Origin of the sequence: Caniella muris, assembly GCF_943193035.1 — a bacterium.
Classification (GTDB): domain Bacteria; phylum Actinomycetota; class Coriobacteriia; order Coriobacteriales; family Atopobiaceae; genus Granulimonas; species Granulimonas faecalis.
Genome location: NZ_CALPCK010000003.1, coordinates 1 through 21,128 on the forward strand (window position 1 = coordinate 1; position 21,128 = coordinate 21,128).

General features: G+C 72.7%; 13 protein-coding genes. All 13 read right to left on the reverse strand.

Going from position 1 to position 21,128, the window contains the following annotated elements; genetic code table 11:
• On the reverse strand, window positions 1-665 hold a 665-nt coding region (locus NFR49_RS09310), incomplete at its 3' end, for a hypothetical protein (RefSeq protein WP_251159327.1).
• A 43-nt stretch (window positions 666-708) separates the two neighbouring features.
• Window positions 709-1,098, reverse strand: coding sequence for a LysM peptidoglycan-binding domain-containing protein (locus tag NFR49_RS10185; protein ID WP_275557154.1), 390 nt, complete (start codon window positions 1,096-1,098; stop codon window positions 709-711).
• 25 nt (window positions 1,099-1,123) lie between these two features.
• Window positions 1,124-5,152 carry a type IV secretory system conjugative DNA transfer family protein gene (locus tag NFR49_RS09320; RefSeq protein ID WP_251159328.1) on the reverse strand — a complete coding sequence of 1,343 codons (4,029 nt, stop codon included), beginning with the start codon at window positions 5,150-5,152 and terminating at the stop codon, window positions 1,124-1,126.
• Window positions 5,153-5,166: 14 nt separating this feature from the next.
• Complete coding sequence (locus tag NFR49_RS09325) at window positions 5,167-7,338, reverse strand: coiled-coil domain-containing protein (protein WP_251159329.1); 2,172 nt, start codon at window positions 7,336-7,338, stop codon at window positions 5,167-5,169.
• Window positions 7,339-7,535: 197 nt separating this feature from the next.
• Window positions 7,536-8,144 (reverse strand): hypothetical protein, encoded by a 609-nt coding sequence (locus NFR49_RS09330; protein WP_251159330.1) that lies wholly within the window; start codon window positions 8,142-8,144, stop codon window positions 7,536-7,538.
• A 6-nt stretch (window positions 8,145-8,150) separates the two neighbouring features.
• Window positions 8,151-8,936: a hypothetical protein gene (locus NFR49_RS09335; protein ID WP_251159331.1), complete on the reverse strand. Its 786-nt coding sequence runs from the start codon at window positions 8,934-8,936 to the stop codon at window positions 8,151-8,153.
• Between the two features lie 35 nt (window positions 8,937-8,971).
• Window positions 8,972-9,421, reverse strand: a complete 450-nt coding sequence (locus tag NFR49_RS09340; protein WP_251159332.1) for a hypothetical protein — start codon at window positions 9,419-9,421, stop codon at window positions 8,972-8,974.
• A gap of 13 nt (window positions 9,422-9,434) precedes the next feature.
• Window positions 9,435-11,558 carry a phage tail tip lysozyme gene (locus NFR49_RS09345; protein ID WP_251159333.1) on the reverse strand — a complete coding sequence of 708 codons (2,124 nt, stop codon included), beginning with the start codon at window positions 11,556-11,558 and terminating at the stop codon, window positions 9,435-9,437.
• Between the two features lie 593 nt (window positions 11,559-12,151).
• A complete protein-coding gene (locus NFR49_RS09350; RefSeq protein ID WP_251159334.1) occupies window positions 12,152-13,465 on the reverse strand; it encodes a hypothetical protein in 1,314 nt (437 codons plus the stop codon).
• Window positions 13,466-13,560: 95 nt separating this feature from the next.
• A complete protein-coding gene (locus NFR49_RS09355; protein ID WP_251159335.1) occupies window positions 13,561-13,971 on the reverse strand; it encodes a hypothetical protein in 411 nt (136 codons plus the stop codon).
• Window positions 13,972-14,071: 100 nt separating this feature from the next.
• Window positions 14,072-18,073 (reverse strand): ICP22 family protein, encoded by a 4,002-nt coding sequence (locus tag NFR49_RS09360; RefSeq protein WP_251159336.1) that lies wholly within the window; start codon window positions 18,071-18,073, stop codon window positions 14,072-14,074.
• A gap of 202 nt (window positions 18,074-18,275) precedes the next feature.
• The gene (locus tag NFR49_RS09365; RefSeq protein ID WP_251159337.1) at window positions 18,276-20,219 is read right to left on the reverse strand and encodes a hypothetical protein; all 1,944 of its coding nucleotides are present in this window, start codon (window positions 20,217-20,219) and stop codon (window positions 18,276-18,278) included.
• Complete coding sequence (locus tag NFR49_RS09370; RefSeq protein ID WP_251159338.1) at window positions 20,216-21,112, reverse strand: hypothetical protein; 897 nt, start codon at window positions 21,110-21,112, stop codon at window positions 20,216-20,218. The genes NFR49_RS09365 and NFR49_RS09370 overlap by 4 nt, the downstream gene beginning before the upstream one ends.
• Window positions 21,113-21,128: the final 16 nt, after the last annotated feature.

Consider the following 21,128-nt stretch of genomic DNA (forward strand, 5'->3'; position numbering starts at 1 on the left):
AAGAAGGAGGCCGCCGGCGAGCCGAAGCGGCCCGGCACCGACGCCCAGGGGCTGCGGCCGGACCTGACGTTCTCGGCCACGGCGGCGGCCAGGGTCGGGTCCATGGTGGCGCAGCCGAGGTGGGTCCCGCCGTCCGGGGCCCCGTCGCGCTCGGAGCCGAGGAGCCCCACCACCACGTGGACGGGGTCGCAGCCGGCCAGGGCGACGGCGACCTCGGAGGCGGCCATGGCGCAGTCAAGGCCGGAGATGCGGACCACGCCGTCGGCCGCCATGGCGTCGAAGTCCCGGCCGGAGACCCCGTCCGAGGCCGGGTCCGGCACGGCGTAGCCCCGGGAGGCCGCGGCCTCAGCGAAGGCGGCGACGCAGGCGTCGGCGGCGGCCTCGTCCTCGGGCCAGAGGTCCCGGTGGCCGCACCAGACGGAGGCGCCCCTGGCGGCGAGGACCTCGTCTCGCAGGGCCAGGGCCTCCGAGGCCCTCATGGTCTCCCTGGGGTGCTCCGGGTCGCCGCTGGACCGGGTGGAGAGCTCGGCCACGGCGCGGATCCGGTCCTCCATGCGGAGGCGGAGCCGGAGCGGCCCCGGGGCGACCAGGGCCCCGGCGAGGGTCTCTTTCCCGCCGAGGCGGCTCGTGAAGAGGGACTGGCAGATGGGTTCTTTGACGGCCACGGCCTTGCTCCTTGTCTCTTGTCGCTGGTGTCCGAAGGGCCCGTCAGGCCCCGTGGGCCGGCACCTGGATCCTCGTGCCGGCGAAGATGACGTCGGCGTCCTCGATCTGGGGGTTGGCCCCGAGGATCTCGGCCATGGGCACGCCCTCCTCGAGGGCGATGCCGTAGAGGGTGTCGCCCACCTCGACGAGGCGGTAGTGGGCCTCCACGGCCGGGGCGCCCCCCTTGGCGGCCGCCTGGGCCTGGGGTGCCTCGGGGCCCGCCGCGCGGCCCTGGGAGACCCTCACGGCCCCCCACCCGGCGCACACGGCCAAAAGCACCAGCAGCAGCGCCGCGATGGTGGCGGCCGACGCCACCGGCACCCACACGGGGAGGGTGACAGTGGCCCCCCTGGCGTCCCTGGTTTTCTGCGAACCGGCGATCCCTGCCTCCATGGCAGCTCCCTTCTCTCTTCGGTCCCTAGTCCCAGCCCATGGTCTCGGGCCTGACGGCACGCTGGGCGCGGTCGAACTCCTCGGCGAACCGCCCCCGGGCGATGCCGTCCCAGCCGCGCAGGGCGAGCCACTGGGCCCCCTCCGGGGTCAGCCGGAAGAAGGCCGCGGCGTCGGCCACGTCGCGCTCCAGGGTCCCGCGGCCGAGGGCCTCGGCCTCGACCTCGCGCTCGTGGCGCTCGGCGTCGCTCAGGCGCTCGAGGATGACCACGGAGCCGTCCTGGTACTGGCCGTGGTAGCAGGTGACGCCGCTCTCGAGCCCCTCCCGGAAGACCCGCTCCAGGGCGAAGACGACGCAGTCGACGGTGCCGTCCTCGAAGGGGGCAGCCTCACCGGAGGTGAGGTCGCTGTCGAGCAGGGCGTGGCCGTCGCCGTCCTCGAAGAGCACCTGGGGGCCCTGGTCGACCGGGGTGTCCACGGCGTGGTCGGCGACCTCGTCGGCGGCCTCGGCCACGGCGGCGGCGAACTCCTCGTCGGCGAACGACGAGCTCGCGTAGTCGAAGGGCTCGAACCCGGAGGAGGCGTCGGCCTCGCGGCGCCGGTCGGCGAGCATGCCCGCGATCCTCACGACGGTCTTGCAGATCCGGTCGCGGTCGCGGTCCAGGGTCGCCTTGAAGCGGCTCTGGGGGATGCCCATGTGCATGCGGTAGATCTCCTTGGCGTCCTCCATCTGGGCGGAGAGCTCAAGGGTCCGGTTGAAGACCTCGTACCAGTCCGGGGCCAGCTCCTCCAGGGTGTCGGGACGGGTGCCGGTGGACGAGGGGATGGTGACGGGGGTGTAGTCGTTGTAGGGGTCCTCGATCTTGCGCTCCCGGAGCAGGAAGTCGGGGGGCATGACCGTGTCGAGCTTGTTGAAGATCGGCCACGCCCCGGAGTCGAACACGATGGCCTGGCCCATCTCCATGGTCTTGATGGCGTTGGCGGAGATGACCGGCTCCTCCACGACGCTCTCCTGCTCGGTGACCTCGCTCTTGGTCTTGCCGATGGGCTTGGAGCGGTCACGGGTGTGGGTGCGGCTCGTGGAGTGGACCGCGTGCTTGATGCCGCTGCGCTTGGAGATCTCCTCGACGACGTCCTCGTCCTTCACCTTCAGGAAGAGCTCCACGAGGGTGTTACTGTCGATGGCGCCGCGGTCCTTGTCGTAGAGGGCGTCGAGCTGGCTCTTGTCCTGCCACACCATGGTGAAGCGCTGCTGCTGCTCCAGGCCCAGGGAGAACTTGATGCCGAGGTCCGGGATGCCCATGGTGCCGTTCCTGAGGTTGCCCGCCTCGTCGAGGATGTAGTAGGTGGCCCTCTGGGGCAGCTGGTCGGCCTTCTTGGTGTAGGCCTGGCTCACGTTGGCGTCGAACTGCTGGTGCAGGTAGACGAGGAGCACGGGCAGGAACTGGGTCTTGGAGAGGTCCACCAGGAAGAAGATGGCCTTGGGCCGCTCGGTGTAGGCGCACCGGAGCTCGGAGATGCGGCAGATCTCGCCGCGGCGGGCACGGGGGAAGGGGCGGGGCTCGCCCTCGCCGTCCTCCGCGAAGGCCCGGGCCATCTCGTCCAGGCGGGAGAAGTCGAAGGCCTCGCCGGAGAAGGTGGAGCGGCCCCGGGTGAGGCGCCCGCCCTCCATGAGCATCTCCCAGATCGTGCCGCCCTCCACGACGAGCTCGCGGGTGAACGGGGTCTCGTAGAGGACCCTGCCCTCCGCCTTGGTCTTGTAGCTCTTGCGGAACGCCAGGTAGATGTCGTCCCTGAGCTTCACGTGGCGCTGGGGGTCGCGCATGGTGCAGCGGATGTAGACGGTCTCGTCGGGCATGTCGCCGGAGAAGATGTAGGAGACCCAGCCGTAGACGTCGACCTCCTCGGCGTGGTGGTACTCCTTCCCCAGGGGGTGGGCCAGGCGGTCGTCGGCGAAGGCGTCGAACTCGCAGAGGATGCCGTTGGCGGCCTTGAGGGAGCGGATGAACGAGCCCTCGAAGCGCAGGGAGATGCGCTTGGGGAACGACAGGGAGTTGATGTCGAGGTTCTGGGAGCGCCGGCCCGAGGTGATGTAGGCGAGGTTGTCGTCGTCGAACTGCTGCATCTGCGTGGAGGCCACGCCGTAGATGGAGGCGATGGTCTTCTCGGAGTCCTTCATGGAGTCGATGGAGGCGCCAGCGCTGCGCACCTGCTCGCGGACGCGGTCCTCGGGGAAGCGCCTCAGGGCCGCGGTGTAGACCGAGAGCATGTCCAGGGAGGGCTTGCCTCCCCAGAGCTCGGCGCAGGGCTCGTTGCGGGCGCGGTCGTCGAGCTCTGCGGCCCGGCGCAGGAGCCCGTCGGCCCTGGGGTCGTCCTGGCCCATGGCCTCGGCGCGCCCGCGGAGGGCCTCGGCCTTGTCCTTGAGCACGTTGGCGGGGTTGCGTACGCGCTCGGAGGCGAAGTTGCGGAACAGGCCGTAGACGTTCTTGAACGACAGGGCGCCCCAGTTCCTGTCCGAGGCCGCCATGGCCTCGGAGTCGGTCATCTCCCCGGCGTCCCTGCGGGAGAAGATGTCCTCGTCCCGGCGCAGCACCAGGTCCACGAGCATCCAGACGAGCATCATGTAGCAGTTGCGGGCGGCGTCGGACCAGAACGAGTCGTCGCCGGCCGCCTTGGGGAAGAAGCACTGGGCGATGCGGAGCATGGTGCTCGTGGCCTCTGCGGAGCGGCCGTCGGCCATGGACTCCGCCGCGTTCTGGAGCGGGTTGATGATGTCGGAGTGGGCGGGGCTGAAGAAGTTCAGCTGGCGGATGTCGTAGCCGGAGTGCTCGAGCACCGCGTAGTAGGCCATGAGGATCTGGCCCTTCATGTCGTTCACGATGATGTTGGGCTGCTTCGCCTGGCGGCGCAGGCAGTCCACGAGGGCGAGGATGTAGTTCTGGGTCTTGCCCGAGCGGGACGCCGCGGTGATGGCCACGTGGACGTTGGCGTCGGTGACCCGGTAGCCGCCGGCGGGCCTCGCGGGCTCCTCGGGGTCGAACTCCCAGTCCCGGTCGATCTGCTCGGCGAGGGTCCTGCCGTCGCGGCAGACGGTGTTCATGGGGTCCACGAGGCGCCGCACGGCCCCGGCGTCGCCGCCGGAGCGCAGCGCGCGGGCGATGGTGCGCCCCACGGCGTTGTCGGGCATGGCGTCGGCGATCCTCCTGGAGAGGCCGTCCTCGGTCCTGCCGCCGACCCCGTAGAAGTCGAAGACGCGGTCCGCCACCGACCCGTCGATGATGGGGACCGAGTCGCAGACCAGGTCCCCGTCCTCGTCGTAGAGCTCCTCGCCGGCCATGACGCCGGTCTCGGGGTCCGCGGCCTCGGCGCGGCGGGCCTGGGCGACCCGCTTCACGCCGGTGTCGGTGAAGAAGCTGTGGCTGAGTATGGCGGTGACCTCCTTGTCCACGGTGGCCCCGGCGTCGGGGAACCAGTCGTAGCGGGCGTCGAGGTCGGACGGGAGCGCCAGGCGCCCGTCCTGGCGGTTGTCGTTCAGCAGGTCGTCCATGACGTCGCCGGAGTAGGCGGACCAGAAGCGGATCTGCATGGTGGCGGCCCAGCCGGCGAGGGCCGCCACGGCCACCACGGCGGCGCAGGCGGCCCCGGGGAACGGCGGGCGCTCGGACCCCGCGGCGACCGCGGCCCTGTGCCAGTCCGGCTCGGGCACCGAGGCCTCGTCCGCGAAGGGGCCGTCGACGACGGCGCCGGACTCGTCGAGGAGCCACCAGGACCTCACGAGCCCCTCGTCGGAGTAGCCGGAGTACGGGGCGGCGGCGGCCTCGGAGGCCCTCCAGTCCGCGTAGACCCCGAAGAGCCCGACGAACAGCGCCAGGGACGCCACCGCCGAGACGACGGCCACGAGCACCGCCTGGGCCCGGGCTGAGTCCCGGGCGGCCTCCCGGCCGCGGTCGGCGCGGCGCAGGTCCTGGTCCGCCGCGAAGTCCATGGCCGCCGGGTCGTTGTGGCGGCGGTAGGCGGAGAGGTCCTCCTCGACCCTCATCCTGTGGTCCTGCCTCATGGCCCCTCCCCCGCTCAGGCCATGGCGGCCACGACGGTGACCACAGCGAGGCAGACGAGGATGCAGACCAGGATGGTGCCGGCCACGGCCCAGAGGGTGCGGCGCAGGGCCCGGTCGCGGACGGCGTCGAGCTCCTCCTGGGAGCGGTCGAGCTGGTCGCGGTAGGTGGCCGCCTGGGCCTCGGCGAGGCGGCGCTGGGCCTCGGCCGCCTGGGCCGCCTTCTCGGCGGCCTCGTCGGCACGCTCCTTCAGGCGGGCGATCTCGGCGTCCTTCTCGGCGACGCGCACCTCGGCCTCCTGGACCTGGAGCCGCGCCTTCTCCTGGGCGCTCTCGACCAGGCGCTCGTTATGGGCGCGACCGTCGGTGAGGGTCCTTTGGGCGGCGGAGCGCTCGGCCTCGATGGCCGCGGCGGCCTCCCGGCGGGTCTCGTCCAGGGCCTTGAGGGTCCGGTCGTACTCCCGGGCGAGGTCGTCGTAGACCTGGGTCTCCTTGGTCTTCTCGGCGATGGCGGCGATGGCGTTCAGGCGCAGGCGGTCGATCTTGACGGCGTCCTGGCGCCAGCCCCCGACGGCGAGCTCCAGGGCCTCGGAGCGGGCCTGCTCCACCCCGGCCGTGAGCTCCCGGCGGAACACCTCCTTGCAGGCGGCCTCCACCTTGAGGCGCTCGTCGGCCTTCTCGGCCTCGGCGCGGTTGGCGATGCGTTCCTGGACCGCGAGGTACCTCGCCTGGTTCTGCGCGTCCCACTCGGACCTCGCCGTCGCGGCGGCGGCGGCGGCCACGGCCTCGCGGTCCGCGGCGGCCTTCTCGGCCTGCTCGGCGAGGAGGGCCTCGGTCCTGGAGTCGATGGCGGCGATGGCGGCGGCGAGGCCGGGCTCCGCCTCGGCGCGGCAGCGGTCGCGGGCGGCGTCGGCGGCGGCCTTGGCGGCGTCGGCGCCCTCCTTCAGGCGCTTCCAGTAGCGGATCTTGGCCTCGCTGTACTGCTTGTCGGCGATGCCGCAGAGCTCGCGCTGGTAGTAGTGGGCCAAAGGCGCGATGTAGCCGGCGGAGGGCCGGTCGAGGTCGATTGGCAGCATCAGCTCCACCGAGTCCGAGGGGCCGCCCTTGAGGACGCTCCTGAGGACGCGGTCGGCCTCGTCGGGCGAGATGGCCACGGAGAAGGTGCCGTCGCCCACCAGGACGGCGGCGACGTCCTCCGCCTGGCCCTCACGGGCCTCCCCGCCCTCGTCGACCTCGTAGACCCCGGCCCCGTCGTCTTCCGCGGCCGGGGTGTCCCGCAGGGCGGCTGGCGCGGGCGCGAAGGCCTCCTCGAAGGGGTCGTCGGCGGCGTCGGCGAAGGCGTCGGCGAAGGGGTCGTCGGGAACGTCCTCGGCGAAGGCCACCTCGAGGGGGTCCCCGGGGACGTCCTCGGCGAAGGCCGCCTCGAAGGGGTCGTCGGAAAGGCCCTCGGGCTCCTCCATCTCCCAGACCGCTCCGGCGGGCAGCTCGGCCGGGGCCGCGACGGGGGCTGCCACGGGCTCCGGGACCCCGCCGTCTGCGGGCAGGTCCTCGCCCCGGGGGTCGCGCCCGGCCGGGGCGCCCTCGCCGGCGGCGGCCGAGCCCACGGGGATCGGGCGCGTGGCCTCGGACGCCGCGACGGACGCCACGGTGGCCATGGGGCGGTCGAAGGCCTCGGACAGGACGGCGGCCAGGGCCGCGCCGCCGTCGGTCAGCAGGGCGTCGGCCACGGCGGTGAGGGCCACGGGGACGCCGGCGCGCTGGCGGACGGCGCCCGTGGCGTCCATGAGGGCGAGGTTGAGGTTGCGGCCGCCGTCGGAGGCGAAGATGGGCTGGTCGAGCAGGACCTCGACGGTGCCCGGGAGGAGGCACACGAGGAACTCCTCGGCCTCCAGGAGGTCCTGGGTCACCACCGCGGTGGCGCTGCCCCCGGAGACGTCCTCGACGAGGCGGCCCCAGTCGGGGTCGTCGTCGGAGGCGCGGCCGTTGAAACCGAGGTCCCTGGCCTGGCAGTCGATGACGGCGTAGAGGTGCTCGCCGCCCTCGGGGACCACGGCGCTGGTGGCCTTCTCCATGAGGGCCACCGCGGTGTCCACCATGGTGAGCGGCAGGTAGAAAGCCAGAGAGTCTCGGCCGACCTTGCGGCGCCCCTGACGTCCCTTGGCCGCCTTGCACTTCTTCTTGAGAGCCATCGGCTCCCCCCTTCAAACACGGGCGCCGGGCAGCGCCGCTGTTCGTTCCCTCAGAAAACGTTAGCCAAGGGAGGGGGAGCATGTGGGGTCGTTGAAGCGTAATCAGGGCATCTAGCTGGGGTTATGCCTCAACGGCACCCCAACTGGGGTGACGGGTGGGCCCAAAGTGGGCGCCGCCTCGCCGCCGCCTTCGGCCCTCACGGGCACTGGACGAGGCGGAGGTCGGAGAGGCCGTAGTCTCCCACGGTGCCCTCCACCCGCGCGTCCACGGCCAAGGCGATGTCGGCGGTGCCAGTCACCTCGGCGTCGTTGGTGTAGCGCATGACGCAGGTGCCCACGACGTGGGCGGGGTCGCCCTCGACGGCGACGAGCTCCGCCGACGCCATCGAGAAGGCCCCGGAGGAGTCGGTCTGGGAGGTCTCGGGGATCCACTCCGTGAGCATGTAGGAGTCGGGCCCGAGGCCCTCCCCGGAGAGCCGCTCCCGGGCCCTGGCCCAGTCGTCCTCGGTGTCTATGGCGAGCACGTCGCCGAGGACCCCCCTCACGTAGGCCACCTGGGGAGCCTCCGGGGACGGGCCCTCGGAAGCCGTCGGCGAGGCCTCCGCCGACGGGTCCCGGGAGGCACCCGCGGCGTCTCCGGAGGTGTCTCCCGAGGCGTCCTGGGCGGCCGCGGGAGACGCCGCCGAGGCGTCGGCCAGGGCCCTGGCGTACCTTGCCTGGGGCCCGTTCAGGGCGTAGAGGGCGAGGGAGGCCGCGAGGGCGGCGGCGCACACCCCGAGGATGGCTGCGGAGGTCTTCTTGGTCACTGCCGGTCACTCCCCTTCCGAGGTGCCGAGGATGCGGTCGAGGTAGGCCTGGCGGTCGGCGTCGGCGGCCCGGGTGGCGCCGGCCTCCTGTCGATCGGCGTCGGTGATGCGCTCCAGGTCGCGCCCGGCCTGCTCCGAGAACTCGTCGTCGGGGTCCAGGCCCAGGGACTCCACGTAGGCGTGGCTCTGGGCGGCCATGGAGCCGTCCCCGTCGAGGACGTCGCCATCGATGATGGCGCAGCGCATGACGCGGCCGTCCTCGAAGCGGCCCTCCTCGGCGTCCCAGGAGGCCGTGGCGACGGCCCAGGGGTTTCCCGTGGACCTCCTCGTGGCCTGCCAGACCACCCGCAGCCCCCCGTCGTCACCCGCCGTGATGCCCCAGGAGAGGTCGAGGCCCCCCTCCACGCCGGTGCCGTCGGCCCAGTTGCCGCAGAGGCCGTCGACGGAGCCCTCGGCCACCTCGGCCGCCATGGCGGCGCGGCTCTCATCGCCGTAGGGGGTGCCGGCCGCGGCGGCGAACCTCGCGGCGGCCTCGGCGCAGCGGTCCTCGTCCCAGTCCTCCATGGACGCCGCAGGCGCCCCCGCGGCCTCGGGGGCGCCTGCCCCCTGGGACACCCCGGCCGCCCCAGCGGAGGCCTCGGCTGGGACCTCGGGGACAGGGCCGAAGGAGAGGGCGACCACCACGGCGGCGCCCGCGGCCATGGCCACGGCGCCGGCCACGGCCGCGGCCGCGAACCCCTTGGGGACCCTGCCGCCCCTCTCCTGCGCGTCCTTCTCCCTCGCCTCTCCCATGGACACCCCCACCTTTCAAAGACCGTCAAGGATTCCTAATAGAGTACCTGGCAGGAGAACCCGGGGCCATCGGCCCAGGTGACCTGGAAGTCGACCCGCTGGCCGTTGGCGGCCTGCCCGGAATAGCACCACACCCACGTGTCCCCGGGCGCGTCGGGGGCGTGGCAGAGGGTCTCCGACACCCCCGAGAGCCCCGGTACCGCCGAGACGTCGGCCCAGGCGGCCACGGCCTCGCGCAGGGCGTCGGCCGACTCGCCCTCCGGGAGGGCGGACGGGTCGGGCACCGCCGAGGGGTCGAAGGGGTCCAGGGCCGCGTCGGGCACCTCCTCGGCCACGGGGGTCGCCCGGACGGGGGCCGCCTGGGCCGCGGGCGGCGCAGAGGCGGCGCCGAGGGCCGCCCTCAAGGCCAGGGCGCAGGCCGCCATGGCCAGGGCGCAGGCCACAAGGGCCGCACCCCCCTTCCTGTCACGGTCGTTCGAAGCCATCGCCCCTCCCCTCTCAGGCCACGGACCGGGCGGTGGCGAACCCCCACCTCGGCGTCGCCACGGTCCCGTAGCTCTGGATCCAGTTGATGATGTTGTCTGTTCTGATGGACCCGACGTTGTGCATGACCTTGCCGCCGCCGACGTAGATGCCGACGTGGCCGTAGATCTGGCCGGCCGCCGTCATGGGGTGCTTGGGCACGGCCACGATCATGCCCACCTTGAGCTCGTCCAGGTCCGAGCTCGTGCACCACCGGGCGTACTGGTCGCAGGCGTTGCCGGCCGGGTAGCCGAGGCCCGCGGCCGCATAGACCTCGGAGACCCAGGCCGCGCAGTAGCCGGCCCCCGTGGAGGGCGTGGCCATGGCCGCCTGCACGATGGCGCGCTGGGTGGCGTTGGCCCCGTCCAGGGGCTGCCCGTCGGTGACGGCGCCGTCGGAGCCGATGCCGTTGTCCGGCTCGACGCAGCGGTAGGCCACGTAGGACCTCGTGTCGTTCAGGAGCTGGGAGTGGTGGCCCGCCGCGGGCGAGTAGGCGTTGAGCGAGGCCTGGACGATGTCGTAGGTCGGGTTTATCCCGTCGATGGAGGCCAGAAGGGCGCTCCCGGTGTAGATGGCGGTGTGGCCGCAGGGCAGCACCTGTCCGTCGCGGCCCACGTTGTCGGCGATGAGCACGTCGCCCGGCTGCAGCAGGGCCACCTTGTCCTCGCCGTCGAGGTCGCACACCTTCCGCCACTTCCCGGAGGAGGCGAGGTAGGGGAGCTGGTTGGCCGTGGTGTCGGCGAGGGGGTAGTCGGCGTCGGCGCCGCTCCAGCGCACGGCCGTGGCCACGGCGATGCCGCAGTCGCGGTAGTTGACCCCGGGGCCCTGCACCCTGTCGTGGGCCTCGATGTAGGCCTCGGTGCCGTTGTTCGCGGCCAGGGACTTGTCGGCCCAGGCCCAGGAGGCGGCCGCCTCGGCGATGGTGGAGGCCCCCATGCCGGCCTCGGTGGAGGCCCCCCGGCAGAGGCGGAGCCTGCCGTCGGAGGCGACGGCGCGCTCGACGGAGGACTCGGAGGCCTCGATGCCGGCGACGAGGTGCAGGCGGTCGAGGTAGCCCTTCATGGCCCCCGACACAGGCGCGGCCGGGGTGGAGGCGATGAGCGACTCGAAGCGGTGGGCCCCGGCGATCCGGGCCGAGCCGGCGTTTCCCATGGACTGGCCGTGGAAGTTCTCCACGTACCAGGCCACGCAGCCGTCGGCGTCCATGGAGGCGGTCCGCTCGGCGTAGTGGGCCAGGAACTGCTCGCCGTTGGCCGTGCCGGACCTGCCGGTGGTCTCGCGGTCGCCGTAGCAGAGGTAGTAGGCGATCTGGAAGTCGGGGTCGGCCCAGTCGGCCCCCACCTGGGCGGCGCGGGAGTGGAGGCGGTAGGCCTGGCCCCCCGTCCAGGAGCAGAACCCCAGGGCCGGCCAGTGGTTGCCGTCCTCGGGGGCGAGGTAGACCGACTGGTTGATCGACAGGCCCTGGGAGGCGTAGGCGGAGAAGAGCCGGGCGCAGTGGGCCTCGGGGTCCTCGAGGGCCTCGCGCTTCTTGGGCCCCACCCCTCCCCACTCGTCGTAGATGCCCTCCACCTGGGAGAAGTCGTAGCCGCACTCGGCGGCCATGTTCCCGACGACGCCGGCGCACTGGGCGTCGGAGAGGCCGTAGGCCTTGAGCACCCCCACGAGCCTCGCGACGTTGGCCGCCATGGCCCCCTCGGACTCCCCGGGGGCCTCCCCGGTGCCCGCCACGGACACGGTCTGGGCCCCGCCGTCGGCCACCACCCGGCAGGGGTCGTCGTCGGCGGACCTCAAGGCGTCCGAGGAGGCCCCCGTGGCCACCACGGCGCAGACCGCCACGGTGCAGGCCACGCAGGCCGCCGCGGCGGCCACGTGGGAGGCGACGAAGGCGGCGATGCCGGAGAAGAACCCGCCGACGGCGCCGGCGATCGTGCCGACGATGCCCGCGACGCCCCCGGAGACGGCCTGGGAGACCATGGCCTCGAGGGACGCCAGGAGGTTCGTGAGGGTCTTCCTGGCCCTGTCGAGGAGCCAGAGGACGCCGCCGGCCTTGCCCGCGGCGGCCCCCGCGGCCCACGCCGCCTTCCCGGCGGCCTTGCCCACGGCCCCGGCGGGTCCTGCCGGTGCCTTCCGGGGGGCCTTTTGAGGGGCCTTCCGAGGGGCGCCGCGGCGGGGTTCGGCGGGGCCCTTCCGCGCCCCCGGGACCGCCCCTTGGGCGGAACCATCGGGGTCTCCCGGGGCGGCCGCGGGTCCTGTCGGTCCACCCTGAGAGGCGGCCCCGGCGGGATCGCCGGGGCCCTCCGGGCCCTCCCCGGAACCCTCCGCGGGGTCCTCTGAGGGGTTCTCCGCAGGGTCCTCAGCGGGTTCCTCGCACGGGATGGGGGCGGTGTCCTCGGACGGGTTCTCCCCGGTGTCGGCGAAGGGGGCGCCTCCGGCGCCGTCATGGGCTGCCCCGAGGGGGGTGCCCGCGGGACCCGAGGGCACCTCCGGGGCGTGGAGCCCGCAGGCGGACGCCCCGGTGTCGCCCATGGGCAGGTCGTCGCCCGGGGCCGATACGGGGGCGGGGGTCCCCGGGACCGCCGCGGTCCTCGCCCCCGGGGTCGCGGCGGGGTCCCGGCGGGCGTCCCTCTGGGGCCCGCCGGCCCTTCCGGCGGCCTCGGTCCCGGAGGGGCCCGAGACCATGCGGCCGCGCCTCCTCAGCCCACCCACAGCTGGTCCCCGGACGCGGTCACCTTGTAGTCGCGGGCGCCGTCGGCGTCCTCCTCGAGCTCCAGGAGCTTGTCCAGGGCGTCGATGTAGGACTTCCGGAGCCCCTGGTAGTTGGCCCAGGCCTGCTCGAGGTCGAGACGGGCCTGCTCCACCTTCTGGGCCTGGGTGCGCGACAGCGCCGAGGTGTCGTAGGGCGCGCCGTCCAGGGTCCAGGAGACGTCCTTGAACCCGTCGGTGGCCGATGCCTCCTTGGCCTTGGCGGCCCTGGCCGCCAGGAGCTCCCCGGCCGAGCCCTGGGTCTTTGCCGTGGCGGCGTAGGAGCCGCCCTCGGAGAGGGGGTCGGCCGACAGGTCCACGTCGGCGCCGGCGGCGTCGTCGGTGCGCGAGAACGTCATGGCCTCGGCGTCCACCCTGTCCTCGAGGAGCGTCGCGAGGAGGGCGCCTCCGGTGTGGCCGACGCCCACCTGGCGGGCCCGCTCGTCGTACTCGGTGATGCGGGCCCTCGCCTGGGCGAGGGCCGTGAGGGCGTCCTGGGCGGTCTTCCTGAGGGTCCCCTCGGTCTCGGGCACCACCTCTCCCCTCCAGACCAGGTCGGGGTCGATGGAGCCGCCGGCGAGGTAGCGGTCGGCGTCGACGGCCTCGGCGGCCATGGGGTTCACGTCCATGTCGGCGCGGTCGGCGTCCTCGAAGCCGGCCTCGCGGTCGGCGTCGGTCACCTCGGCGGCCTCCACGGCCTCCTGGACCTGGCCCGTGCCCCCGGAGATCTGGGCCTTGGACTGGAGGCTCACCGACAGCACCATATCCGGGAAGGGGGTGCCGTCCAGCGAGTCCATGGTCACGAGGGCCCAACCGGAGTCGGAGTAGAAGGTGATGCGCCCCTCGGGCAGGCAGAGGGCCTCCTCGGGGTTGCCGGCCATGGGGCTGCGGTTGACCACGATGCGCCAGCGGTCCGGGTTGAGCGACACCTGGCCCGGGGAGTCGAACCTCACAAGGAGGAAGGTGTGGAGGCCGTCGGAGGTGGACCCGCAGGAGGCCACCTTGCCCGTGGCCCCGGAGGAGGCCATGGCGAAGGTCTCGGTGTAGACGGCGGTCTCCGCGAGGTCCACCCTCATGGAGTCCAGCCAGAACCAGAACGAGGCGCAGAGCACGACGGCCATGGCCGCGGCCGCGACGGCGCACTCCACGATGAAGCGCTCCATGCGCGAGTGGGGGTCGAAAAGGACCGATAGGGCCCTGCGCGCACGGCCGACGGGGCCCCGGGCGGCCTTGGTCGCGACGCCTTCGGTTCCTGTCAGATCCATCTGTTCCCTCCATCCCGTGGGAGCCCGGAGACTGTGGGGCCCCTGCCGTCCCGGGCAGACGGCAGGGGCCGAAGACCCTAGGGGGGTGCGGCCCCTCAGCCGACCATGGCGCGGAACCAGCCGATGCAGGCCTCGGCCTTGGCGGCGAGGTCGACCATGCCGACGGACCCCTTGGTGTTGGGGTTCACCTGCACGCTGGTGGAGGTGGACTGGCCGAGCTTTACCAGGGTGTCCTGGCCGCCGCGGGCGAGGTCGGTGAGGGTGGGCAGGCCGCCGAACAGGAAGATGCCGCCGGCGATGAGGGCCGCGAGGGCCCAGAAGGGGCTCACCGGGGGCGGGCCCTGCACCTTGCGCTGGTGGGCGATGTACTTCCACCCCATGTAGGCCGCGAGGATGAGCAGGGTGATGCCGAGGATCAGGATGAAGCGCTGGCCGGCCTCGGTGGTGAGGTTGAAGACGTTGTCTCCGAAGGTGAGGATGTCGAACGCGAGCACGGTGTCGGACACGTGTCCTCCTTTCGATCCCTTACGGGTAGGTCTGCGGGTGGCGGTGGGCCTCTGGGCCCCCGGGGCGGGGGCCTGGCCCCTCTCTCCGTGGCCATGGGCCTCACCGCCCCCCGCCGTCGCCCTTGGTGCGGGCCGCCTCGGCCTCCCAGCCCCCGTGGGCGTCGGAGGTGAGGCGCAACACCGCGGCGAGGGCTGCGGGATGGGCGGAGAGCCACGTCCGGGCCCGGGCGGTGTCGGGGTCGTCGCCGGTCGGCGACGAGGGGCCCTGGACGTCCACGTAGAGGTCGGAGACCACGGCCGGCATGTCCCTCAGGGCCTGGGCGAGGTCGGGCAGGTACGGGGCGATGCCGTCGGCGCAGGCGTCGAGGCCCCGGGAGGAGCAGGCCCGCTCGATGACGGGCCGCTGCCTGGGGTCGGAGAGGGCCTGGGCCACGCGGCAGATCCGCTCGACCGCCACGGGGTCGGCGGCAAGGGCCATGCGGGAGGCGGCGCGCTCCCGGAACGCCCGGCCGCGGGGGTCCGCGACCTTGGAGTGCAGGGCGTCGGCACGGCGGCGCTGCTCCAACATGACCGGGAGCATGGCCGCCTTGGCCCCGAGGCGGGCCCGCTGGGCGGCCTCGGCAGCCTGGGCGGCGGATGCGGAGGCAGACTGGGCGGACGCGGCGGCCCGGGCGGCCACGGCCCCCGTGGCCGCGGCGGAGACGGCCCGGCCGAGCCTTGCGGCCCCATGGGACACGGGGTCGGGTTCCGGGGCCGCGGCCCCTGCGGAGGTGGCCGCGGCGGTGCCCACGGCCCGGCCGGCGGAGGCGGCGGCCCCGACCGAGGCACGGGCGGCCTTGGCGGCGGCCTGGGCGGCGGCCCGGGCACGGGCGGCCGGGTCCGGGGCGTCGGGCAGGTCCACGGGGTGGCGGCGCCCGTAGGGCTCCGGCCCCTCGACGGGGAGGCCCCCCTCGGCCCCGGGGTCGACACCCCGGGAGGCGTCCCGGGCGGACTGGGCGTCGGCGATGCCCCCCATGGCCCCACGGGAGGCATCGCGGCCCTCGGGCGAGTCCCCGTCGCCGTCGGAGCCGTCCTTCGAGGCCCCCTCCGGGACCGACACGGTGCCCTGGCCGGGCCCCGCAGGGGCGGCGCCGTCGGGGTCCGCCCCGGGGATGCCGCCGTCGAAGGCCCTGTCGGCCCCCTCGCCACCGTCGGTGCGGCCGGCGCGGCCCCGAGGCCCCTCGCCGCGGTTCGGCACCGCGGCCGCGGCGCCCACGGACGCAACGGCGCCGTCTGCGACCTCGCGGGAGACGCCTTCGAGCGGGTCCGTGGGGGCCTCGGGGGCCCCGCCGTCGGGACCCGCGCCGTAGGGGCCGTCTTGGCCGTCGTGGCCGTCGTCGCCGTCGTAGGCCTCGTAGGCCTCGTAGGGGTCGTAGGGGACCTCGTCGGCGCCGTCGTCGTAGGAGTCGTCCCCGAGGCCGTCGGCCGCCGCGGCGGCCTCGGCGCACGAGGTGGCCCCGGCCTCCTCGGCCGCGGAGCCCACGGCGGCGTCGTGGGCGTCGGTGTCGGGGTCGTCGGAGGAGCCCTCGCTGAAGGTGCCCCCTCCCCTCTCGGAGGCCTCCTGGGCCTGGGCGTCCTCGAGGGACTCGTCGCCGCGGCCGTTCCTGTCGCCACCGGCCGCGTCGGCCCCGTCGTCGGCGCCGTCGTCGCCGCGGCCGGCCAGGGAGGCGACCTTCTCGGCGGCGCCCCCCATGGCGCCGCCGGCCGCCCTGGAGAGGGCGCCGGGGCGGTCGGAGTCGTGGGCGACATCCTCGCCGGGGGTCTGGCGGCGGGTGGAGCCGTAGAAGACGCGGTCGACGAAGCGCCCGATGGCCTCGTTCATCGCAGCCACGATGCCCTTGCGGGCGGTGATGGACACGACGATGAGCAGGACGTTGCAGAGGATGGAGGCGACCACGGAGACCGTGGAGAGGGCCGGGATGCCGGCCTCGGCGGCCACCGTCGGGATGCCCCGGGAGACCGACGCGATCAGGGTCGAGGCCACCGAGTACATGACCACGGTGAGGATGGTCTGGGCCACGAGGAGGAAGACGCCGGTGACGAGCCTCGTGATGGCCGTCATCGCCCCCATGGTGGCAAGAGGCAGCTGGGCCACGGTGTGGAAGACCCGGCGCAGGGACTCCAGCACGAGCATGACCGCGTAGCACCAGCCGACCACGCCCAGGGCCACGAGGAGCGTCACGGTGTCGAGCCAGGCGAGGACCTTGCCGAAGGCGCCGGAGCCGACGAAGTTCACGGAGTTGTGGCTCTTGACCGTGGCCTTGGACAGGAGCTTGTTGGCGGAGTGGATCTGGACGCCGGAGTCGGTGAACTCGCTCGTCAGGTAGTTGTAGGTGGACAGGCTCGAGAGGCCGCGGGCCGACGAGGCGGACCCCTTGCCGGTGAAGCGCAGGGTCGCCGAGGCGTAGGAGAGCTTGGAGTCGCCGCTGCGGCCGGAGACGCCGGCGAGGTCGGCGTGGAGCGACACGGGGCTCCCGTCGTGGAGGAGCCCCATGGCCTCGTAGGCCCCCTTGGCGTCGTCCATGCCGTCCACCTCGATGGTGTCGGCGTTGCCCGGGCGGAAGAAGCCGCCGTCGACGCCGTCGGTGTGGGCGGTGTCGCCGAAGGTGGAGACCTTGCCGACCTCGTCGACGTGGTCGACGAAGTCCTCGCGATCGGCGACCGGCAGGCGGGTCCTGTAGGCGCTCTCGTAGTCGGCCGCGGTGTAGAGGGTGTTGCCCATGTAGCGACCGATGAGGTCCAGGGAGTAGGCCTTGGCCTTGCCACCGGTGACGGGGTTCACGAGCCCGGCCTCCGCCCCGGCGTCGCCAGCGGCGTCGTTGGAGACACCCTTCCTGCCCCAGGCGTCGTTGATGGCCTGGGCGAGGGACTTCTCGGCCACCTTGCCCCCGGTGTCGCCGGCGAAGGTCAGGGACCGGACGTTGCCCGGCCCGTTCTCGGTGCAGTCCACGGTGATGGTGTAGCCGTCCGGGAGGGCGAGGCCGCCGTTGTTGGCCCACCCCTCGAAGTCCACCAGGGAGCTGGTGATGACGTCGTCCTGGAGGGTGGCCTGGGCGCCGCCGTCGTCGGCGCCCACCATGTCGGCGACGCCGTTCAGGATGCCGGTGTACATGACGCCGAGCAGCGGAACGCCCACCATGATGAACAGGAGGCGCTTGGCCAAGCCGATCCCGCGGCTGCGGACGGCACCGAGGCTCTGTCTCCTGACCGCCGCGAAGGCGATCAGGGCGAGGCCAAGGCTCAGGAACACGAAGCCGAAGCGGAAGGACAGGTCGTAGAGGGCGGACATGAAGGTGCGGGCCGGGGCCAGGAGGTCCACGGCCCCCTCCCCCATGCCGAGGTCCGCCTTCATGGCGGCGGGGTCGCCCTTGGTGAGCGGGGACACCAGGGGGCTGCCAGAGGCGGCGTCTCCCGTAGGCGCCGCATAGGAGGCGAAGAAGCCGGAGTCCGCCACGAGCTGGAAGGGGTTCAGGTAGGTGAGGAGCTGGATGGCGAGCCTCATGACCTGGTCGGCGCAGTTGGAGAACTCGTAGGCGACCCGCAGGATGATCCCCGCGGCGCCGCGGAGCAGCCACATGAAGTCCCCGTTGTCGTTCTTGGTCTCGTCGAGGCCGATCTGGGCGAGGGCGTGGCCGTAGGCGGTGTAGGCGTAGACGGCCTGGGACCCGTCGCCCTGGAACGACTCGTAGCCCGTGGACTGCTGGCCGCTGGAGATGCGGCTCACCAGGCCCGCGATGCCGTCCTCGAAGCTCTCATCGGCGTAGCCCACGAGGGCGCCGGCCTGGACCATCTGCTCGGGCGAGCCGAAGCCGTCCTCGGCGATGAAGTCGGTGAGGGTCTTGGCCCCTCCCTTGGCCTCGTCGGAGCCCACCTGGCAGAGCTGGTAGTAGGAGGTGGTGGCGCTGGCGAGCTTGTAGAAGGAGTAGTCGGCCCCGTCGTCGTCGGCCAAGGCGGCGCCTACGGGCCACGCCGCCAGTGCCAGGACGGCGACGCAGGCCACGGCCCTGGCAAGGCGTGCCAGGGCGCCCCGGCGCCCTCCGGTCTTTCCCCTCTCCCCAGCCATGGATCTCCTCCCCGTGTTCATTTCAGGTTTCGGGCAACCCGAACTCTTTGAACATTCTGGAGAAAAGGGAGGGCCTCCGGGCTGATGCCTCGGAGGCCCTCCTACATCTAGCTGCGGTTTTATCCGGTACGGCGGTCAAGTGGGGTGACGGGTGGGCCCAAAGGACCGCGGCGTCCCCGGCAGGGAGGAGGCACCGGGGTCGTCACCCCCTGGGCCGGAGGGGGACGTCCAGGTGGAAGCACACGTTCTCGAATCCCCTCCTCAGGTAGGCGAGGTCCGGGGAGCGGCCCGTGACCAGGTCCGAGAGGTCCTTGGGGACCTTGGTGTCGACGATCTCCTGGTACCTGGCCTGCTCGTCGTGGGTCATGGTGCCGAACAGCGTGTAGTCGGCCGAGTCGAAGCGGTTGTGGCGGTGGTCGTCGAAGAGCGAGTCGAACGACGAGTAGCACAGGGCCGTCCGGCCGCCCCGCTCGTAGAGGGACGTGAAACAGGTGGAGACGTAGTCCCACACCGACTCCGAGATCCGCTCGGCCCCGGTGACGACGCACAGGTCGCCGGGGCCCAGGGACTGGACGGCGTAGGAGACGACGTTGACGAACTGGGCCAGGGCGATGTTTCTCCCCCTGCGCTCCAGGATCGAGAAGTCGTAGACGACCCTGGGGGCTCCCGCCACCGAGTCCACCGAGCTTGAGGTCCTCGTGTCGAACAGGTCCCCGTTGTTGTTGACGAGGTTCGTCAGGGTGAGGCGGATCTGGTTGAGCGAGCTCAGCAGGTGGGCGTCGGTGCCCCCCGCGGCGCGCTCGGAGTTGTAGGCCTCGGTGACGTAGGAGATGAACTCCGAGAGCCTCGGCACCTGGTCGTGGGCGACGCCGACGACCCCCTTGCGCGGCCTTGCGGAGCCGGAGCCCGGGTCCCACATGTTGCGGTCCACATAGAAGGCAGTCAGGAGCTCGGCGAGCTTCTCGCGCACCACCACGTCGGACTCGTCGGCGGCCTCGGAGTAGGCGAGGTCCGCCATGAGGACGATCTTGCGGATATTGCCGGCGAAGGCCGCCTGCTGCTGGGAGGGGTCGCCGAAGACCTCGAACATGTTGACGTCGCCGGAGTTAAGGTCGATCCGGCACTCCGATAGCCCCGCCGGGTGCAGGGGGGACTCGTCGAAGGGGTCCAGCTTGAGGTGCACCACCCGGTGGCCGTCGGCCAGGGCCGCGTGCACCAGCGCCGCCCCCCAGACCCGGCCCACCGAGGCGCCGTCGTAGCCCTTGGCCGGACGGGTCTCTGAGCACACGACCACGGAGCGCTCGTAGCGGTCGATGTCGCAGAGGACCGCCGAGTTGTTGACGTCGCCGGCCATGAAGCCGACGTACTCCCCCGCCGGGTCCTCTAGCCCGTGGGTGACCAGGGGGTAGGACCCGGCGAACTCGGTGGAGGTGAAGTGGTGGCCCCGGCCGAGGCGGCGGGGGCCGGCAAGGAAGAGCCCAGCGAGCTCCTCGCGCTGGCAGCCCATGTAGCTGCCCAGGAAGACGCCGGCGAGCCCCTCGGTGTAGTAGCGCCTCAGGCACTCGATGGCCCTGTCCAGGGTCTCCAGGTCCGGGGCGTGGACGAGCATCCTCATGTGGTCGCACACGTAGGAGGCCCCGTTGTTGATCTCGCGGGCGATCTGGGTCAGCTGGTGCTTCCTCACCGACGCCTTGTGACGGGTGACGGCGGTGCCGGCCTGGTTCTGGGCGTTCATGTCCAGGTTGCCCATGCCCTCGGAGCGGGTGAGGGCGTCGGCCACCCAGTTCTCCCCCTTGCGCTCCACGGTGTCCACGACGGTAACCGAGACCCCGTCGGGGAGGCCCCGGGGCGTGCGGCGGAGCCCCCAGAAGCAGCCGAGGCCGTCGGTGACCCCCTTCCTGACGCCGAACTCCAGGACGCACCCCACCCGGTCGTCCACCTCGAAGTGATCGGAGCGGAAGACGTAGCCCCAGGAGGGCTTCAGGGCCATGAGGGCCGCGTCGCCGGCGATCCTGTCGTCGACCCCCGCGTCCCCGTCCCCCTTCCGGCCGCGGCCCCTGAAAGGGACAAGGGAGCGGATCTTTCCGATGGCGGGGGCGAGGGCCCCCTGGGGGGTCGTCCCGGTCGCGGTGCGCGCCATGATCATCGCCTGGCCCCTTCCTGTCGGCGGCACGGGCCGCAGTAGATGTCGTGGAGCATCGCCAGGGCCTGCCTGCCGCCCAGGCGCTCCACCCTCTTGAACACGAGCGAGGAGTTCTCGCACTCCCCCTGGATGTGGCTCACGCAGCGGCGGAGGCTCTCGCGGTTGTCCGCCCTCGCGACGATGTACTGGTGGGTGCTCCTGAACTCGTCGCCGACGTGGCCGCGGAGCACCCTGTATTTCTCGTCGATGAGGGCGGACAGGGCCTCGTCGTCCACCTGGCGCCAGCGCCTCACCATGGCCCCCAGCTGGGAGTCGACGCGCATGGGGGCCTTGCAGGAGACGATGGAGTAGGAGCAGTCGGGGTCCATCTTCCGCCAGAACCCGTCGTAGCGGTCCACGATGGCGGCGCGGTCGGCCTCGAAGAGCAGGCGGGAGCCGTTGCCGACCACCTCGAAGACGTAGCCGTAGGACCCGTCGGTGAACCGGATGCGCCCGTCGCACCGGCCGGACGTCTCCACGGAGGAGATGCCCACGAGGCCCCGCAGGTCGCCCGCCTGCTGGGTGCGGCGGCACCCGAGGGTGCGCATGCGCCTCGACAGGTAGTTGGCGGCGGCCGGGATGTAGGCCCACATCTGGTGCCCGAGCTCGTCGCGGCGGAGCACGAGGAAGGTGACCAGGACCCAGACCATGCAGAAGAGCGCCTTGAGGCCGAGGGGCGAGGCGGAGACGAAGGTGGAGCTCACCGCCCACATGAGCCCGAGGGCGCTTCCCATCCAGACCAGGATGTATCCCACGGGCATGGGGCGCAGGCCCACGCCGCTCTTCCCGGTGAGCGCCACCTCCACGTCGAAGGCGCTCTCGCCGAGGGACGTGGGGATGCGGTAGTTCTCCTTCAAATCCTCCTCCTTAAGT